At 30.4% G+C, this 18,396-nt stretch carries 17 protein-coding genes and 5 pseudogenes; 2 read left to right on the top strand and 20 right to left on the bottom strand.

The window, feature by feature from the left end; translation table 11 throughout:
• Nucleotides 1–12 precede the first annotated feature (12 nt).
• From fmt to AGR56_RS22520, 11 genes and pseudogenes are all read right to left on the bottom strand, one after another.
• Nucleotides 13–926: pseudogene (gene fmt, locus AGR56_RS01155) on the bottom strand (methionyl-tRNA formyltransferase).
• Nucleotides 927–941: 15 nt separating this feature from the next.
• Nucleotides 942–1,394 (bottom strand): peptide deformylase, encoded by a 453-nt coding sequence (def, locus tag AGR56_RS01150; protein ID WP_053240809.1) that lies wholly within the window; start codon nucleotides 1,392–1,394, stop codon nucleotides 942–944.
• 19 nt (nucleotides 1,395–1,413) lie between these two features.
• Nucleotides 1,414–3,107 (bottom strand): annotated as a pseudogene (gene priA / locus AGR56_RS01145) (primosomal protein N').
• A 254-nt stretch (nucleotides 3,108–3,361) separates the two neighbouring features.
• A complete protein-coding gene (locus tag AGR56_RS21070) occupies nucleotides 3,362–3,691 on the bottom strand; it encodes a hypothetical protein (RefSeq protein ID WP_242851235.1) in 330 nt (109 codons plus the stop codon).
• Between the two features lie 26 nt (nucleotides 3,692–3,717).
• On the bottom strand, nucleotides 3,718–4,911 hold the full coding sequence (coaBC, locus tag AGR56_RS01140) for a bifunctional phosphopantothenoylcysteine decarboxylase/phosphopantothenate--cysteine ligase CoaBC (RefSeq protein WP_053240808.1): 1,194 nt from the start codon (nucleotides 4,909–4,911) through the stop codon (nucleotides 3,718–3,720).
• Between the two features lies 1 nt (nucleotide 4,912).
• Nucleotides 4,913–5,131, bottom strand: a complete 219-nt coding sequence (gene rpoZ, locus AGR56_RS01135; RefSeq protein ID WP_053240807.1) for a DNA-directed RNA polymerase subunit omega — start codon at nucleotides 5,129–5,131, stop codon at nucleotides 4,913–4,915.
• The gene (gene gmk, locus AGR56_RS01130) at nucleotides 5,112–5,738 is read right to left on the bottom strand and encodes a guanylate kinase (protein WP_053240806.1); all 627 of its coding nucleotides are present in this window, start codon (nucleotides 5,736–5,738) and stop codon (nucleotides 5,112–5,114) included. Before gmk ends, rpoZ begins: the two co-directional genes overlap by 20 nt.
• On the bottom strand, nucleotides 5,739–6,014 hold the full coding sequence (locus AGR56_RS01125; protein ID WP_053240805.1) for a DUF370 domain-containing protein: 276 nt from the start codon (nucleotides 6,012–6,014) through the stop codon (nucleotides 5,739–5,741).
• Nucleotides 6,015–6,030: 16 nt separating this feature from the next.
• Nucleotides 6,031–6,913 (bottom strand): annotated as a pseudogene (locus AGR56_RS01120) (YicC/YloC family endoribonuclease).
• Between the two features lie 134 nt (nucleotides 6,914–7,047).
• Nucleotides 7,048–7,794, bottom strand: a complete 747-nt coding sequence (locus tag AGR56_RS01115) for an aminotransferase class I/II-fold pyridoxal phosphate-dependent enzyme (protein ID WP_278279553.1) — start codon at nucleotides 7,792–7,794, stop codon at nucleotides 7,048–7,050.
• Nucleotides 7,755–8,051: an aminotransferase class I/II-fold pyridoxal phosphate-dependent enzyme gene (locus AGR56_RS22520; RefSeq protein ID WP_278279552.1), complete on the bottom strand. Its 297-nt coding sequence runs from the start codon at nucleotides 8,049–8,051 to the stop codon at nucleotides 7,755–7,757. The genes AGR56_RS01115 and AGR56_RS22520 overlap by 40 nt, the downstream gene beginning before the upstream one ends.
• Nucleotides 8,052–8,545: 494 nt before the next feature.
• Between AGR56_RS22520 and pfkB the strand changes: the two genes are divergently transcribed.
• Together pfkB and AGR56_RS01105 are read left to right on the top strand one after the other, a co-directional pair.
• Nucleotides 8,546–9,472 carry a 1-phosphofructokinase gene (pfkB, locus tag AGR56_RS01110; RefSeq protein ID WP_053240804.1) on the top strand — a complete coding sequence of 309 codons (927 nt, stop codon included), beginning with the start codon at nucleotides 8,546–8,548 and terminating at the stop codon, nucleotides 9,470–9,472.
• The gene (locus AGR56_RS01105; protein ID WP_053240803.1) at nucleotides 9,469–11,358 is read left to right on the top strand and encodes a fructose-specific PTS transporter subunit EIIC; all 1,890 of its coding nucleotides are present in this window, start codon (nucleotides 9,469–9,471) and stop codon (nucleotides 11,356–11,358) included. The genes pfkB and AGR56_RS01105 overlap by 4 nt, the downstream gene beginning before the upstream one ends.
• Before the next feature lie 280 nt (nucleotides 11,359–11,638).
• On the opposite strand, the gene spoIVA is transcribed toward AGR56_RS01105, so the two are convergent.
• The 9 genes and pseudogenes from spoIVA to AGR56_RS19950 all read right to left on the bottom strand — a co-directional run bounded on the left by spoIVA (nucleotide 11,639) and on the right by AGR56_RS19950 (nucleotide 18,279).
• Nucleotides 11,639–13,117, bottom strand: a complete 1,479-nt coding sequence (gene spoIVA / locus AGR56_RS01100; RefSeq protein WP_053240802.1) for a stage IV sporulation protein A — start codon at nucleotides 13,115–13,117, stop codon at nucleotides 11,639–11,641.
• 254 nt (nucleotides 13,118–13,371) lie between these two features.
• Nucleotides 13,372–13,539, bottom strand: coding sequence for a hypothetical protein (locus tag AGR56_RS19955; protein WP_157055633.1), 168 nt, complete (start codon nucleotides 13,537–13,539; stop codon nucleotides 13,372–13,374).
• Between the two features lie 16 nt (nucleotides 13,540–13,555).
• Complete coding sequence (locus AGR56_RS19260) at nucleotides 13,556–14,158, bottom strand: hypothetical protein (RefSeq protein ID WP_198149890.1); 603 nt, start codon at nucleotides 14,156–14,158, stop codon at nucleotides 13,556–13,558.
• 128 nt (nucleotides 14,159–14,286) lie between these two features.
• Nucleotides 14,287–14,850 carry a helix-turn-helix transcriptional regulator gene (locus AGR56_RS19255; protein WP_084756824.1) on the bottom strand — a complete coding sequence of 188 codons (564 nt, stop codon included), beginning with the start codon at nucleotides 14,848–14,850 and terminating at the stop codon, nucleotides 14,287–14,289.
• 83 nt (nucleotides 14,851–14,933) lie between these two features.
• The gene (locus tag AGR56_RS01090) at nucleotides 14,934–15,491 is read right to left on the bottom strand and encodes a 4'-phosphopantetheinyl transferase superfamily protein (RefSeq protein ID WP_053240801.1); all 558 of its coding nucleotides are present in this window, start codon (nucleotides 15,489–15,491) and stop codon (nucleotides 14,934–14,936) included.
• A 93-nt stretch (nucleotides 15,492–15,584) separates the two neighbouring features.
• Nucleotides 15,585–15,839 carry a hypothetical protein gene (locus tag AGR56_RS20610; RefSeq protein ID WP_198149888.1) on the bottom strand — a complete coding sequence of 85 codons (255 nt, stop codon included), beginning with the start codon at nucleotides 15,837–15,839 and terminating at the stop codon, nucleotides 15,585–15,587.
• Nucleotides 15,840–15,982: 143 nt separating this feature from the next.
• Nucleotides 15,983–17,724: pseudogene (locus tag AGR56_RS21060) on the bottom strand (AMP-binding protein).
• A pseudogene (locus AGR56_RS23155) lies at nucleotides 17,701–18,006 on the bottom strand (AMP-binding protein); the annotation flags it as partial. The pseudogenes AGR56_RS23155 and AGR56_RS21060, both read right to left, overlap by 24 nt.
• 117 nt (nucleotides 18,007–18,123) lie before the next feature.
• Nucleotides 18,124–18,279 (bottom strand): hypothetical protein, encoded by a 156-nt coding sequence (locus AGR56_RS19950; protein WP_157055632.1) that lies wholly within the window; start codon nucleotides 18,277–18,279, stop codon nucleotides 18,124–18,126.
• Nucleotides 18,280–18,396 lie beyond the last annotated feature (117 nt).

The raw sequence follows: 18,396 nt of genomic DNA, 5'->3' as shown, positions 1-18,396 counted from the left end.
TTATTTTAGGCTTTATTTTAAAATAGTACCTTTTTCTATAGTATTACCTGCAATATAATCTTTAACACTCATTATTTTTTTACCTGGAAATTGAATTGACGTTACAAGAAGTTTTCCTTTAGTCGTCTCTATCTTTATTCCATCTTTACTTACATCAGTTATTAGTCCCGGTGTGCCTTCAAAATCACTATCAATTACCTTTGTCTTGTGTATTTTCATAACTTTATCTTTATAATGAGTATATGCTGAAGGCCATGGATTCAATCCTCTTATAAGATTATGAATTTTAACAGCATCGTTATTCCAATTAATTTCACCTAAATCTTTTGAAATTACTGAAATATAAGAAGCTTCCTCATCATTTTGTTTTTGAGGTGCAATTTTACCATCTTTAAAGTCTTCTATTGTATTTAAAAGAAGCTGTGCACCTTTTTCTGAAAGAATATCATGAAGCTGTCCTGCTGTCATATCAAAATCAATATCAGTTTCACACTTTAAAAGCATATCTCCCGTATCAATTCCTTTAGCCATAAGCATAGTAGTGACACCAGATTTTTTTTCTCCATTTACTATAGACCAAATTATAGGTGCAGATCCTCTATATTTAGGAAGAAGTGATGCATGAACATTTATACATGCATATTTAGGTATATTCAAAACTTCCTCTGATAAAATCTGCCCAAAAGCCACTACTACTATAAAATCTGGTTTTATTTCTTTAAGCTTTTCAACATATTCAGGCTCCTTTTTTAAACTTACAGGCTGAAACACAGGAATATTACATTCTAAAGCAATTTCTTTTACAGGAGACATTGCTAATTTTTTCCTCTACCCTTTGGTCTATCTGGTTGAGTAAAAACAGCTTTCACATCATAATTTTCTATAAGTTTTTTTAATGATGGCACAGCAAATTCAGGTGTACCCATAAAAACTATATTCAATTATTCTTCACCGCTTTCAATTAATTTATCTATAAATAAAACACCATCTAAATGATCAAACTCATGACACATTGCTCTTGCCATAAGCTGTGTACCTTCCACTATTATTTCTTCTCCTTTTTCATTTAGAGTTTTAGCTTTAACATATTCTGGCCTTTCTACCATTCCATCTTTACCTGGTATGCTTAAACATCCTTCGCTATCAACATATCTTCCTTTTGTCTCTAATATTTCTGGATTTATAAAAGCAATAGGACCCTCACCTACATCTATAACTACAACTCTTTTAAGTATTCCAACTTGAGGTGCAGCAAGTCCAACTCCATTGGCACTATACATGGTTTCCTTCATATCCTCAATTAATGTTAAGATTCTTTTATCTATTTTATCTACTTTTCTACTTTTCTTTCTGAGTAGTTCATCACCATATTGTCTTATATTTCTTATCGCCATACTATTACCTCCAAATAATTTATAATAAGCTTAAAGGATTTATATCGATTGATATCCTTATAACATTATAATCTTTTTTTAATATTTCATAAATAGATTTTTTAACAAAATCAGCTGTATTGTATGTAACTTCACCCTTAAGCAAAATTTGCCATCTATAAAATTCATTGATTTTTCCAATAGGTGAAGGACATGGTCCTAATATATCAATATTATCACAGCCTGAAAACTTATTTTTAAAAAAACTGCCAATTATTTGTGTATATTTTATTAATAAAGTTTCATTTTTTGAGCTCATATTAGCAATACATATTTTAGAAAATGGTGGATAATTCATACCCTCTCTTAGCATTATCTCAGTTTTATAAAAGTTTTTATAATCATTTTTAGAAGAATATTGTATTGCATAACTTTCTGGGGTATATGTCTGAATTATAACTTTACCTTTTTTACTACCTCTTCCAGCTCTTCCACTAACCTGAGATATAAGTTGAAAAGTTCTTTCTGCCGCCCTATAATCTGGAATATTAAGAGTAAGATCGGCAGCAACAATTCCTACAAGTGTGACTTCTTTGAAATCAAATCCTTTTGCTATCATTTGAGTGCCAATTAATATATCTGCTCCTCCATTTTTAAAAGAATTATATATAAGTTCATAAGAATTTTTTTTACCTGTAGTGTCTTTATCCATTCTCAAAACTCTTGCTGCACTAAATATTTTTTTAACTTCTCTTTCTACTCTTTCAGTACCAACACCAAAATACTTAACATATTTACTGCCGCATTTAGGACATATTTTAGGTATTTCCTCTGTACTGCCACAATAATGGCATATAAGATATTTTTTATCGCTGTGATAAGTCATAGGCACATCGCAGTTTTTACATTTAAATACAAAACCGCACTTTCTACATGATACAAAGGTTGAGAAGCCTCTTCTATTCAAAATAATATTATTTGTTCTTTTTTTTCTAAGGTTTCTTTAATAGCTGCATAAAGTTCTCTACTAAATATAGACTTGTTATTCTCCTTAAGTTCATCTCGCATATCTACTACAGATATTTCTGGCATCGAAGCACCGTCAGCTCTTTCACTTATATTAAGTAAAGTATATTGATTATTTTCACATTTATAATACGTATCTATAGATGGAGTTGCTGAGCCAAGTACAAGCTTGCAATTTTCAATTTCACTTTTCATTTCACCTATTTCTATTGCACTGTATTTAGGATCACTTTCAGATTTATAACTTCCTTCATGTTCCTCATCAATTACTATGATACCTAAATTTCTAAATGGCAAAAATATAGCCGATCTTGCTCCAACGGCCACTTTAACTTCACCACTTTTAACTCTTAACCATTCATCATATCTCTCTCCATCTGAAAGCTTACTGTGGAAAACTGAAACATCACTTCCGAATCTACCTTTAAATCTCTCTACCATTTGAGGAGTAAGTGATATCTCTGGAACAAGTATAATAGACTCTTTTCCTTCCTCTATCATCTTTTTTACAAGCGACATATATATTTCTGTTTTACCACTTCCAGTAACACCGTGAATCAAAAATTTTTTTAATTTAGAATCTATGATTGAATTTACAATCTCATGCTGCCTTTCATTCAATACTTTTTCTTCGTATTTATCAAAAACCCTATTATCACATCTTGAAACCACTTTTTCCAGAACTTCTAGCACTTCATGCTTTATCATTGTGTTTATAGATGACAACGAAAAATTAAATTTATGATTCAATTCACTTTTAGTATACACTCCATTATATTTTCTTACAGCATCATAAATATCTATGTAAGGTCTCTTCTTTAGCTTTTCTATAAGTTCATTTTTAATACATATTACATAATTAGTTTTATGCTTTATTCCTTTTGTTATTCCCGTTGGTATCATAAGTTTAATACAATCTATATAGCTGCAAAAATATCTTTTTTTCATTTTAAATATTAGTTCTATGTTTTTTTTGTAATAACGGAATAGTTAGTAACAATACTGCTTATTTCTTTTATCTTAATATTTTCATCCACATCGCTGATAAATTCTAAAACAAAGCCATTTACCTTTTTATTTCCCATACCAAAAGGCACTTTAACAATTTGACCTAATTTAATATTTTCCTTTAAAATCTCTGGAATTTTATATGTAAATATTCTATCAAGTGAAACTGCTTCGCTGTCTACTATTACTCCAATATAATTATTCACCGTATCACCCTTTAAATCAATAAGATTTAAGAGAACATTGAATCCTCTTAAACTTGGATACACTTCTAACAAAGTCACATTAGTTAAGCAAATAAAAAGCGCATTTAGCGCTTTTTATTAATCAAATTAAATAATTCTCTTGCAACATTTTTTTTACTCATTTTATCAAATTCCAAAATATTTTTTCCTTTGGAAATTATAAAAACCTTATTATTATCGCTTCCAAAACCTGTATCAAAAGCTGTAATGTCATTAGCTACTATGTAATCCAAATTTTTTCTTTTAAGCTTTAACATAGCATTTTCTATAAGATCATTACTTTCTGCTGCGAATCCAACTAAAATCTGAGTTGTTTTTATTTCACCAAGTTTTTTCAATATGTCATTGTCTTTCACAAACTCTATAAGCAAATTATCTTCAGACTTCTTTATCTTTTTGCTGCTGTAATTCTTAGCTTTATAATCTGATACTGCTGCTGCTTTAACAACTATATCATTACATGAGAAGTTATCTAAAACTGCCTTAAGCATTTCCTCATTAGTAGAAACTTTTACAACATTAACGCCAAAAGGAGCTTTTATACCTGTTTCACCACTTATAAGAGTGACTTTTGCACCTCTATCTCTTGCTTCTTCAGCTATAGCATAGCCCATTTTCCCAGTTGACCTATTTGTTATGTATCTTACAGGATCTATCGGTGCTATTGTTGGTCCTGCAGTAACCATTACCTTTTTCCCTTTTAAATCTTTTATATCATACAAGATACTTCTTATTGTTTCTGAAATTGTTTCTGTATCACAAAGCTTACCTTTGCCAGTATCTCCACACGCAAGTCTCCCACTTTCAGGTTCTATAAAACTATATCCATAATCTTTTAGCTTTTTTATATTATCCTGTACTATAGGATTTTCATACATATACGTGTTCATAGCAGGTGCAAAAACAACAGGACATCTTAAAGCTGCTGCCATTATTGTAGTTGAAAGCATATCATCTGCTATTCCATTTGAAACTTTTCCTATAATATTTGCCGTTGCTGGTACCACAACTAGTAAATCTGCTTTTTTAGCTAGAGATATATGCTGGATCTCCCACGCCTTAGGCTCATCAAACATATCTGTTATTACTGGATTACCACTTAAACTTTGAAAACTAAGTGGGGTTACAAATTCTGCCGCAGATTTTGTCATAATTACATCAACATTGAAGCCATTCTTTTTAAGTCTACTTATAACATCTAAAGCTTTATATGCAGCTACCCCTCCAGTTACACCTACAACAATATTCTTAGAATCCATCTTATTTTATACCCTCATGAACCACTTTAAAATTTACTTTTCCTTGATTAAGTTCACTAATAGCTATTGTAAGAGGCTTATTACTGTCTACATTTACAAGTGGTTTTTCTCCTTGTATCAACTGCCTAGCCCTTTTAGAAGTTATAACAACCAGTGAGTATTTATCTCCTACTCTTTCTTTCAAATCAACAATTGATGGATTAATCATAGAATTGTTCATGAACAATACCCTCCTTAGAATCTATTATGTTTTCTTTTATTCTATCAACTCTGCATTTTTCAGCAGCTATAATGCCTTGGATTTTACTAACAGCTACATCTACTTTATCATTTATAACCGCATAATTATATTTTGATACATAATTTATTTCCTTGTAAGCTGATTTAAATCTTCTCATAAGTGACTCTGGTGTTTCACTACCTCTGCCTATTATTCTCTTTTTAAGCTCATCCATTGAAGGCGGAAGTATAAAAATGAATACACCTTCTGAATAATTCTCCTTAACCTTAAGCGCACCTTGTATATCTATTTCTAGTATAACATCTTCCCCATTATTTATCTTTTCATTCACACTTGCCTTAGGTGTACCATAGTAATTTCCATAAACTTCTGCATATTCAAGAAAGCCATCATGCTCTATTCTATTTTTAAACTCCTCTATGCCGAGAAAAAAATAACTTTTTCCTTCTACTTCACCTTTTCTCGGTTTCCTTGTAGTTGCAGAAACTGAAATCCACAAATCTTGCTTTTCTAAAAGAGCCTTGCATATGGTACCTTTACCTGCACCAGAAGGACCAGATATTACAATTAATAAACCTTTTTTCATTTATTCATCAACCTCGTCTATGGCTATATCCTCATCCTTAGATGATAATCTATGAGCAACTGTTTCAGGCTGAACAGCAGACAATATAACGTGATCGCTGTCTGTTATTATAACAGCTCTAGTTCTTCTTCCATATGTAGCATCTATAAGCATTCCCCTATCTCTAGCTTCCTGTATTATTCTTTTTATAGGCGCAGATTCTGGACTTACTATTGCAATTAATCTATTTGCAGACACTATATTTCCAAAACCTATATTTATTAATTTTATTCCCATCTTAATCCTCCTAATATTATTCAATATTCTGTATTTGTTCTCTTATTTTTCTTATATCATTTTTTATATCAAGTACAGAATGTACTATATTGATATTATTTGATTTTGAAGCTATTGTATTTGCTTCCCTATTCATTTCTTGAACTATAAAATCAAGTTTTCTTCCTATTGGTTCATCCTTTTGAAGGGTATCCTTGAGTTGAATTATATGACTTTTAAGCCTTACTATTTCCTCATCAATGCATGCTTTATCTGCAAAAATTGCAACTTCCATTGAAATACGGGATTCGTCAATTTCCTTGTTTCCACCTAATAATTCTTTAATTCTTTCATCTAATTTCATTCTATATTCTTCCACAACACAAGAGGCTTTTTCTTCTATAGAGCATACATTTTCACTTATTATATCACATTTATTTTCTATATCCTCTTTAAGCTTTGCACCTTCTTTTTCTCTCATGTCTATAAGCTTATTAAGTGCATCTTTAAGAGGTATTAAAATTTCGTTCCAGATTTCATCAAAATTTTCTTCTTTTTGTTCTATAGATATAACATCAGGAAATTTCGAAATAAGCGATACAGAAATATCATCCTTTACATCATAACTTTCTTTTATTTTTCTCAAACAATTATAATAGCTATCTGCTAAATTCTTATTTAATTTAACATCATAATCATCGTCATTATAAATATTTTGAGTTACAAAAAATATCCACTTTTCCTCTTTTAAGCTTCTGCTGTGCTTCTCTTCTTATTTTATCCTCTAAAGATATAAGACTTCTTGGTAATTTCACATTAATATCAAGATACCTATGATTAACACTTTTTAATTCTATGGTAAAATTTCTCTTACCATTATCATAAATAGCTCTTCCAAATCCAGTCATACTTTTTAACATTGTAAATCATCCTTTCGTAAGAGCGTATTGTAAGGTCATATTTTAAAACAATAAGGAAATTTCAGAGTTTATATATAACAAACTCAATTATACCACATTTTTTACATGTTAATAGTACTTTTTTATTTTTAATCTTAAAATTCCTCAATTTGATTTAAATATTTATCTATATCTTTCAAATCCTTTGTTAAAGACAGTCTAAAATATCCATTTCCAAGATTTCCAAAACTATATCCCGGCGTAGTTATAATTCCATATTTTAAGATAAGTCTTTCATAAAATTCAGTTGTAGTATATTCCTTAGGAACCTTACACCAAATATAAAATGTAGCCTCACTATTATAGTATTCAATATTTTTTATTTTAAGTATATTTTTTGCTTTTTCTCTTCTCTCATCGTAAACTTTTCTATTTTTTTTAGTTTCTGATTGTATAATGTCTAATGCCTTGGTAGCCGCATATTGTATAGGCAAAAATTGACCAGAATCCACATTACTTTTTACTTTTAAAAGTTCTCTTAACACTTTTGGATTTCCAACGGCATATCCTATTCTAAAACCAGTCATATTAAAAGTTTTTGAAAATGTACCAATCTCTACAGATTTTTTTTCTTTATCGAATTGAAGCAGACTAATAGGTCTTTTACCTTCTCTTACTATTTCAATATAAGCAGAGTCATTTACTAGTATCATGCCTCTATCTGAGCAAAACTTAACGATTTCTTTAAAGAAGACATCATTTGCTTCAGCTCCAGTTGGATTATTAGGATAATTTATTATAAACATTTTGCTTTTTTTAGCTATACTTTCAGGTATTTTATTTAATTCTGGTAAATAATTATTTACATCTCTAATTGGAAGTTTATAAGTATTAACCCCCACAATATAGGACTAGTAACATAAACCTGATAGCAAGGATTTGGCACTATTATAGAATCTCCTATATTACAAACCGCAGGTATTATATTATTTATTCCTTCTTTTGAACCTATTAAAATTAGCACCTCATCTTCTTTTAAACTGACATTAAAACGTTCATCATAATATTTAATGATTTTTTCTTTAAGTTCTTTTATACCTTCATATGGTGGATATTTATTAAATCCATTTATATTAATGGATTTTAAAAATTCATCCACTATTTTTTTATTTGTACAAATATCAGGATCCCCTATACTTAAATCTAGTATATCTTTTCCTTCTTTAATAAGCTTATTTTTAAGTTTTCAATTTTCTTAAAATGATATTCTTCTATTCCCGCTAATCTATTATTTATTTTCATATCTTACTCCTACTTTTTATCTATATAGATAAAACCGCTTCAACTATTGAAATTCATTTGTAGCATAATGCCCAGAAGATGACATTTTTGTACAAATAAATTTGAAGTTTCAGCGTGATTTATCTTTATCTCTATTCAATATATTCTCTAAATAAATATTTGTGAATTAGCATTTTATATTTATTTATTTTGTAAATTTAATTAAACTTTTGTGCATTTATGCTCATATACGTTGTTTTTTGATTGATTTTGTATTATCATATTTCTGTTGCTAAAGATATATTATATATAATTTATAGTTAAACTATTTTTACCATATATAAAAATTATATTTGTAAAGGTTGTGATTCAATGATATACACAGTTACTTTTAATCCAGCAATAGACTATGTTATAGAAGTAGATGATTTCAAAGCTGGTACAGTAAACAGAGTAAAAAATGATGAAAAATTTGCTGGTGGAAAAGGTATAAATGTATCTAGAGTTTTAAACAATTTAAATGTAAAAAGTATAGCCTTAGGATTCATTGGAGGCTTCACTGGAAAATTTATTGAAGACTCATTAGAAACGCAAGGTATAAAAACTAATTTTATAAAAGTAAAGGAGGACACTAGAATAAATGTTAAATTAAAATCCTCTACGGAAACTGAGATCAATGGTTCTGGTCCCAATATTACTTCTGAAAATTTAAATAAACTATTTGTCATTATAGAAAATTTAACTTCAGATGACTATTTAGTTTTAGCTGGAAATGTTCAAAAATCAGTTCCAGCAGATATATATTCTATTCTTCAGAAAAAGTGTACTTCAAATAACGTAAAAGTAATTGTGGACACAACTGGTAATGCATTAGTTTCTACCCTTTCTAATAGACCATTTTTGATAAAACCAAATAATCATGAGCTAGGAGAAATATTTAACAAACAGCTAGAAAATGAAGAAGAAATTATATTTTATGCAAAAAAACTAATTGATATGGGAGCGAGAAATGTTATCATATCTATGGCTGAAAAAGGCGCTCTTCTAATCAACGAAACTGCTGTTTATAAAGCTTCTCCTGCAAAAGGAACTGTTAAGAATTCGGTTGGTGCTGGTGATTCTGTAATAGCTGGCTTTCTTGCAAGCTACTCTCAGAATAAAAATATTATAGAAGCTTTTAGATATGGTGCTGCTTCTGGAAGTGCTACTGCTTTCTCAAAAGATTTATGCACAAAAGAAGATGTTGAACACTATTTACCACAAGTAACAGTAACAGAATTTATAGGAGGAGAACAATGAAAATAACGGAACTTCTAAGTAAAGATACTATTATTTTAAAATTAAAGTCAAAGACAAAGTCTGAAGTAATAAATGAATTAACAGACAAGCTATATATTGCTGGGAAATTAAATGACAAAGAAGAATATAAAAAAGCTATATTAAAAAGAGAATCTGAGTTCTCTACTGGAATAGGTGATGGCATTGCAATTCCACATGCCAAGACTGCTGCCGTAAAAACTCCTGCACTAGCATTTGGTCTTTCAACTGAAGGTATAGACTATGATTCCCTTGATGGAAGCCCCGCTAACATATTCTTTATGATAGCCGCAAGTGAAGGCGCCAATAATGAGCACCTAGAAACTCTCTCTAGATTATCAACTATGCTTATGAATGCAGATTTTAAAAATAGCCTTCTTAGCGCAAAAAATGAAGATGATGTACTTAATCTAATTAATAATGAAGAGCAAGAAAAATTAGAAGAAGCTTCAGAAGAGAAATCATGTGAAGAGGAAACTTCAAAAGGTTTTGTACTAGCAGTTACTGCTTGTCCTACTGGAATTGCACACACTTATATGTCAGCTGATTCTTTAAAAAATAAAGCTAAAGAAATGGGTATTAATATAAAAGTTGAAACTAACGGTTCTACTGGTGTAAAAAATAAATTAACTGCTGATGAAATAGAAAAAGCAGCCGGAATAATTGTTGCTGCCGACAAACAAGTAGAAATGGCAAGATTTAATGGTAAAAAAGTACTTCAAGTACCTGTTGTTGACGGTATAAAAAGACCTGAAGAACTTATAAATAAAGTTTTATCTGGAGATGCTCCAGTATACACGCACGAAGGAACTAATGATGACTCTTCCAAATCAACCTCTGGAGGCGGCTTAGGTATTTATAAGCACCTTATGAATGGTATCTCAAATATGCTTCCTTTTATTGTAGGTGGTGGTATATTAATTGCTATATCCTTTATGTTTGGAATTAAAGCTTACGATCCAAAAGATCCAAGTTATAATTATATTGCGAAATTACTACATGATATTGGTGGAGACAATGCTTTTAAACTAATGATTCCAGTACTTGCAGGCTTCATCGGTATGAGTATTGCTGATAGACCTGGATTTGCACCAGCTATGGTTGGTGGATATATTGCTGCAAATAACGATGCTGGTTTTATAGGAGGGCTTATTGCTGGTTTTCTTGGTGGTTATGTTGTAATTCTTCTAAAAAAAATATTTGCAAAGCTTCCACAATCTATAGATGGATTAAAGCCTGTGCTCATATACCCACTACTTGGAATATTTATTACTGGAGCAATAATGTTTATAACTATAGTAGGACCTGTAAAATCAATAAATTTAGGGCTTCAGCATTGGCTTTCCGGAATGGGCACTGCAAATAAACTTGTTTTAGGTTTAATATTAGGCGGAATGATGTCTATTGATATGGGCGGTCCAATAAACAAAGCTGCTTTTGCCTTTGGAATAGCAATGATAAGCTCCGGAAATTATTATCCACATGCAGCTATTATGGCTGGTGGTATGGTTCCTCCTCTTGGAATTGCACTTGCAACTACATTCTTTAAAAATAGGTTTACCGCTGATGAAAGAAAATCTGGTTTGACTTGTTATATAATGGGTGCTTGTTTTATAACAGAAGGTGCAATTCCATTTGCCGCTGGTGATCCAACTAGAATAATACCCGCATCTGTTATAGGTTCAGCCGTTACTGGAGCTTTAACTATGTTTTTTAATATAGCTCTTCCAGCTCCTCACGGTGGAATATTTGTAATTCCAATAGTTAAAGGAAACCCTCTTTTATATTTACTATCAATTATAATTGGAGCTGTAATTACAGCAATACTTCTAGGAATATTAAAGAAGCCAATTAAAGTTGAAGAATAGATCTTATAATAGGATTTTACAATTTAAAAATAATACAGACTAAATCAATTCACAATGCACAGTTCACAATGAAGGATGATTTTCTTTCGTTCCACTACAGAAAATCTAAAACTTATTGCTGACGCCAATTTGAGATAAAGAACTATTAATTTGTTCAGTCATCTAAACGAATTAATAGTTCTTTATATAATTTTAGATTTATCTGACGAGAGGAAGATAAATCATCCTTCATTGTGCATTGTGAACTGTGAATTGTGCATTGATTAAGTTCGTAATACTTTTACAGAATTATGCAAATCAGTCCGCCATTTCCTTCATTTATTATTTTTTCAAGTGTCTTTTGTATTTTTGCTTGAACATCATCAGGCATTTTATACAGTTTCTTTTGAAGTCCCTCTTTTACAAGTACTTCTATTGATTTTCCAAACATGTTACTTTCCCATATTTGAGAAGGATCATTCTCAAATTGCTCTAAAAGTGATCTCACCATTTCCTCACTTTCTCTTTCGCTTCCCATTATAGGTGATACTTCTGTTTCGATATCTGCTCGTATAAAATGAAAACTTGGTGCACTAGCTTTAAGCTTAACTTCGTACCTGCTCCCATTTCTAACTATCTGTGGTTCTTCAAGCTTCATTTCAGAAAGTTGAGGTGATACAAGCCCATATCCTTTTTCTTTAACATCTTTTAATGCCTCAGCTATCCTATCGTACTGTATCTTAGCTGTATGCATTTCCTTCATTGCAGATAACAATTTATTTTCCCCATCAATATCACATTCACATTCTTCGCTTAAAACTTTGTAGAACATGTCTTTTTTAGGTTCCAAATTTATTCTTCCCATACCTTCACCCATGTTCATCTCAACCATTTCCGCTTTTTCAAGATAGTCAACATTAGAATATGAATCAATAGTTTTTGAAATATCCCTAACCTTATTAAGCTTTTTACTCAAGTCTTTTACAAAGTTCATAAAGTTTTCCTTAAGCCAATGCTTTGAATCAAGCTTTTCAATCCATTCTGGCATATCTATGTTTATTTCCTTTATAGGAAACTCCTTCAAAACTTTTGTAAATACCTTAGTTATATCATTTGTTTCCATATTAAGTACATTTATAACTTCAACTGGAACGTCATATTTCTCTTCAAGTTCAGTCTTTAACTCGAGTGTTTCTGGGGCATCCGTATGTGCAGAATTAAGTAGCAAAATAAATGGCTTATTTATAGACTTAAGTTCTTCTATTACCCTTTCTTCTGCTTCTACATAATCTTCCCTTGGTATGTCAGTAATAGAACCATCCGTGGTTACCACAAGTCCTATCGTAGAATGTTCATCAATTACCTTTTTAGTTCCTATTTCTGCTGCTTCTTCAAAAGGTATTTCGTGATCAAACCATGGAGTATTAACCATTTTAGGCTTTTCTCCTTCAGAATACCCAAGTGCATTTTTGACAATGTACCCAACGCAATCGACCATTCTTACCTTAAATTTTATCCCCTCATCTAAACTTATATCTACAGCCTCATTAGGTACAAATTTAGGTTCTGTCGTATGAATTGTTTTACCAGAAGCACTTTGAGGAAGCTCATCCTTCGCTCTTTCTCTCTTATGAGGATTGTCTATATTGGGAAGAACCATAAGGTCCATAAACCTCTTTATAAAGGTTGATTTACCAGTTCTTACAGGTCCTACTACACCTACATATATATCACCCTGAGTTCTTTCCGCAATATCCTTATATATATTAAAGTCTTCCAAAATCTTTCCTCCTGTACCTTAATATTAACAATATATATATATTAAGGCTAAGAGTACTTTATTCACAAAATATCATATTAATTTATTTGCATTATCAGATGGATATTATCAAATAAAGCTTTATTCTCTTGCTGATAAAATAACTTTTTTAAATTATAGCAAAAATAAAAAAAAGAGCAGACTGCTTTAAATTTACAATCCACTCTCCGAAGAGTTCTATTAACTATAGCATAGAGCCATCATATAACTAGATTTTAAAGAAAACCTCCACCTATTCCAGTGACTATCTGCACGCTTTTATCAAGAAAACCTCCACCTATTCCCGCAATAGATTTAACTAAACTTGTGTCAGCAGCAACAACTGCAAATAGCAATAGCATAGAAAAAACTAATAACATTTTATAAGATTTTTTAAGTTCCATTTAATATACACTCCTTTTAAACAAATTGCAAAGCAAAATCATTTATTTCTTTAAGTTTAGAAATACTATTATTATTAGCATAAAAGCCTATAAGTTTATGAACAAGTTTATCAGCTAACTTCTCTTGTTTTGCAGAAATTATAAATGCCTCATTTTTTATATTATCCACTTTTTCAATGCTGTCCTCACCATCCATTAGCTCATAAAGTATATTGTTAACTAAAACATAATCATTTTGTTTCTTCGCTATTTTTAATGCTTTCGAATAATATTCAGATGATTTTGTCTTATCATTAAATCCTCTGTATATCTTACCAATTTCATAATAAATATTAGCTTCATATCCACTACCATTATTTATAAAAGGCAATTCTTTTTTTACCTCATCCAATAAATAATTAGCTCTATCCACATTTGATAATTCTATATATACTTCTGCTATATTTATACGAATAACTATCCTTTTGTCTATCTGCTTATCATCAAGCATTTCTAAAAGCCTATTATATAATTTTATAGCTTCATTATGTTTCTTTAATTCATGCAAGCATACTGCCTTAGTATCCAAAACTGTAAAATATGTTCGCATATCATTTGCATCTAGCAAATTTTCTATCATCTCAATGTCTGCTAGCGCTCTCTCATAATTTTTTAGCATAAAAAATACGTAGGCACGGTTGTATACAAAATATATAGTATCATGCTGAGATAAGTTTTCAAAATGATTTAACGCAAAATCACAACATTCTATACTTTCATTATACTTACCTGAACAACCATATACTTTTGATAATTTTTTAAAATACTAAGTAGCATTGGACTTAGCGAAAGCTTTCCGACTAAAGTCAGAGCCTTTTCGTAGTATATTATACTTTTATCAATTTCATTTTGAGTACCAAAATAATCTCCAGCTAACTCATATATAATTATCTTTTTATCAGTTATACTCCACTTTACTAAAAATTCCTCAACCTCTTTAAGAGTAGCAGTAAAATCACCATCTCTATATACCATAAATGTTTTCAACTTGCCTACGTAATCATCAAGCACCCTTGAAGCTTGTATAGTTTCATCTTCTAGCAAATAATCTACAGTTTCTTCAATTTCAAAATGATTTTTAGTTCCTAGCTTTTGTAAGTTCTTTAGTATCGCTTCTGCAGTACTCCTAGTCAAGTTTGCTTTATTAGTCTCTATTTCGCTAATTAGATTTCTAGTTATGTCATTACCTGCAATATCTTCTTGCCGTAATTTATATTTTTTTCTTAGCAATTTTATTTTATCGCCTTTAGATAATATAGTACAATAGCTCATTACAAAAAACCCCTTTTTTTACCAAAAAGTTTTGTACTTTTTTTTAATGATAGCATAAAAGGAGAATAATGTAAATAAGTTTATTATAAAACTGCATTGCATTTGGTTATAAACTTTAAAACTCTTGTTGAATTAGCCTGCTCTATTAAACTAACCTCTGAACTTTTACTAGCAATACATAAAACATTCTTTGAAAAAATAAAATGTTCAAAATGAACAGCTAGATTATTACAATCAACAATATCATGACCTTCATATAATAAATCAGTCATAGAAGAAGAATACCAATCCTCATTCAATAATTTACTTAGTGACTCTTTTGCCGTCCAAAAAAACGTGGAAAGTTTAGAGTTTTCTTTCATCTGATATTTTTCTTTCTTCGAGCATACCATTGATATAATTTCATAATTAACTTTATTATATTGCTCAATATCAATACCTATATTTTGATCCGAAATAGCTGCAGCCACCATATTATCAGTATGTGAAATAGAAAGATATTTTTGCCCAAAATATTTATCAAAGTATGGCTTACCATTTGCTCCAAGCGATAATTCACCAATAGGACGATCAGAAGCCATACAAAGTAATACATAAGCCATTAAAGCATTATATCGATCTTTTTTTTGTTTATACTTCATTGCATAAGCATAGCGGAAAGGTGCAGCTCTACGAACAAAGAATAATACCGGTTCATAAAGCCTCTCATCTTCAAAATTATAAATAACTTTTTTTCATTCTAGAACTGGCTCCATTGGAAGTAAATCAAGCTCTTTCTGGATGAATTGTCGTGCATTATCATCTACAAAGAGATAATCGTGTCCAGCATAAACATTTTTAATGATAACATTATCAAAAACAGAGTGAATTTTATCATCACTTAGTGGTTTCTCTTCAATCATACTTCTTATATAAGTTGTAGGCGTATAGGTTTTATTAACTTTATAATTAAATATATCTAGAAATACCTGATGGTTATTCTCAATCAAGTGTTCAGTGGTTATATTTTTTTTATCCATTCCCTCAAAGATATGTGTTTCCTCAAAATATTTTCTATAGTATCCATTTGCTTCGCGTTCACGAACTCGATCTAAATCAGATTGATCTAGATAAAAATGGGAATCTAATATTATTAACTTATCAACCCGTTTTTTCCTACATTACTTTCAAGTTGATGACAGATTTCGTTAGCAATTACACCACCGTAGCTCCAACCCATTAAATTAAAACTTGGCATATCTATTTCAGTCGTAAAATTCTCAATAAGTTCTATGTAGTAAGCTGCAATGTTCTCGATACCATGAATTCGATCACCAGTTGTTAATAAATTATGAGGCTCGATAACATAAATCGGAAATTTGGGATCTTTTATATTATTGAACAGCGGCCTATAAACATCGCTTCCCGTATTTCCTGAATGAATCACAAAAAGAGCTGGTATACTTTTCATCTTAGCAGTACGTTTAACAAATGTATAAATTGGCCTAAAATTATTATTTCCATCAATAAATTCTGCCATGTCATATAGTTTTGTGTGGTAATGCAAATCAACAAAGTTTAATTTTTTTCCTAAATCCTGCAGTAACTTTACACCTAATTCCATAATTTGAAGCGACGTTGCCCCCAATTTTTTAAAATCACTATTTGTATTAATCTGTTTTACATCAATATTTAAAATTTTACTCCAGGCCTTTTTTAAATATTGAATACTTTCACTTTGAATTGTTGCTGACAATTTTACTTCTTTATTGCCTTCGTTTTCTTCTTTTAAGGCCCTAAATAACTTCTTTTCATCAATTTTACCATTTTCATTTATAGGAAATTCAGTTACTTGCTTAATGCGTGACGGAATCATAATTGACGGCAATAAATTTGCTATACCTTGAAGAAGCTTCTCTTCCTCTAACTTTTCATCGTTAATAAACCAGCAGCAAAGTTGTTCATTGTAAACAACTACATATAATTGTTTTGTTGTTGGTACTAATTTATAAAAAGCACGTTCAATTTCTGATAAATCTATACGAACACCATTAATCTTATACTGTCGATCACGTCTACCTAGATATTCAATATCTCCATCAGGTAAAATGCGAGCAAAATCTCCTGTTCTATATCCCCTTAGATTTTTTCCTAAATAATTGATATTTACGAAAGCTTCTTTTGTAGCTTTAGTATTCATAAAATATCCTCTAGAAACCTGTATACCATAAACAAACAACTCGCCAATTTCTCCTTTAGGCAATGCCTGAAAATCATTTCCTAAAATTAACACATCCATGTTTTTCACAGGTTTTCCAATGGTTACTTTTTTAGTTTTTGAATCTATTTTACAGATAGAAGCAGCACCACATTCTGTATTTCCATAAACATTAATGACTTTGTATGATAAATGACTCAAATCTATATCAGGAAATCGCTGACCTGCTAGCGTTAATAAACGTAAGCTTGGAATATTCATTGAACGGATAATAATATCTCCAATGACAGTTGTTGCATTCATGAATGTGATTTCATTCCTATTCAAATACTCTTCTAATGAAGCTAAGTCATGCCTCAAATATTCACTTAATATATATAATGTTCCCCCTACATAAAGTACAGAAAAAAATCCATATAGCTAACAACAAACGAATAAGGTATGAATGCCGCAGCCTTATCTTTATCTGTTAGTTCATATTCTTCTTTTTGCCATATAACTGTGTTCTCAACATTTTCTTTAGGAATTTCAACAGCTTTAGGTGTTCCTGTTGATCCTGAAGTAAAATATATTGACCATGCATCTGATGAGCTCTTACTAGTAGGATTAACTTCATTAAATATATATTTTCCTTCCTCAAGTGAAATTACAACTTGTACTCCTGCTAACTGAATCATTTCCTCTAATCTTGCTTTTGGTTGAGTAATATCTTGAGGAATAAACGTAATCTTCTCTTTTGTTAATGCAAAAACTAAAATAGGAAAATAAACGCTTCGAGGAATTTGCAAAGCAGCGATTTTCCCCTTCAAATTTTGATCACGTATGATTTTAGAAACCTCTTCAATTGTATCTACCAACTCCTTATAAGTTAATTGTAAAAATTCATCTACTAAAGCAACTTTATGAGGATTTGTTTTTGCATAATCAAAAATTTTTAAAAGTACATCTTTATCATCCATAACTTATCTATTTCACCTTTCATATAAAATTTGTAATTAAATGCATAAAGCTTTACTTGCCTCGCCCAATTATCATATGTAGAAAAGCAAGTTAAGTTTGAGATTATTATCTAGTAATTATTTTGCTTCTTCTTTGTAGAGCGTTTGATATGCAGCTTTTACAGAGTGGCAAATCTTACTTTCACAATCTGATTCCTGTTGATGATACAAAATAGCTTGAAGTAATTCAGAATCATCTATTCCAAATTCATTTTTTGCAAAGTAATGACTCAATTTTGGAAGTAGTGATTCATTTGTTTCATGTTTAGTTTCTATCCCAACCTTGTTTGCTACATATAGTCGCTGATTTTGAAAAATCGTATTTACACTATTTGCTAACGCACCCGCAAT

It is taken from the genome of Clostridium sp. DMHC 10, assembly GCF_001270375.1.
GTDB lineage: Bacteria > Bacillota > Clostridia > Clostridiales > Clostridiaceae > Clostridium_S > Clostridium_S guangxiense.
Note: the sequence above shows the minus strand (reverse complement) of the source record. Positions and strands in the feature narration are given on the sequence as shown.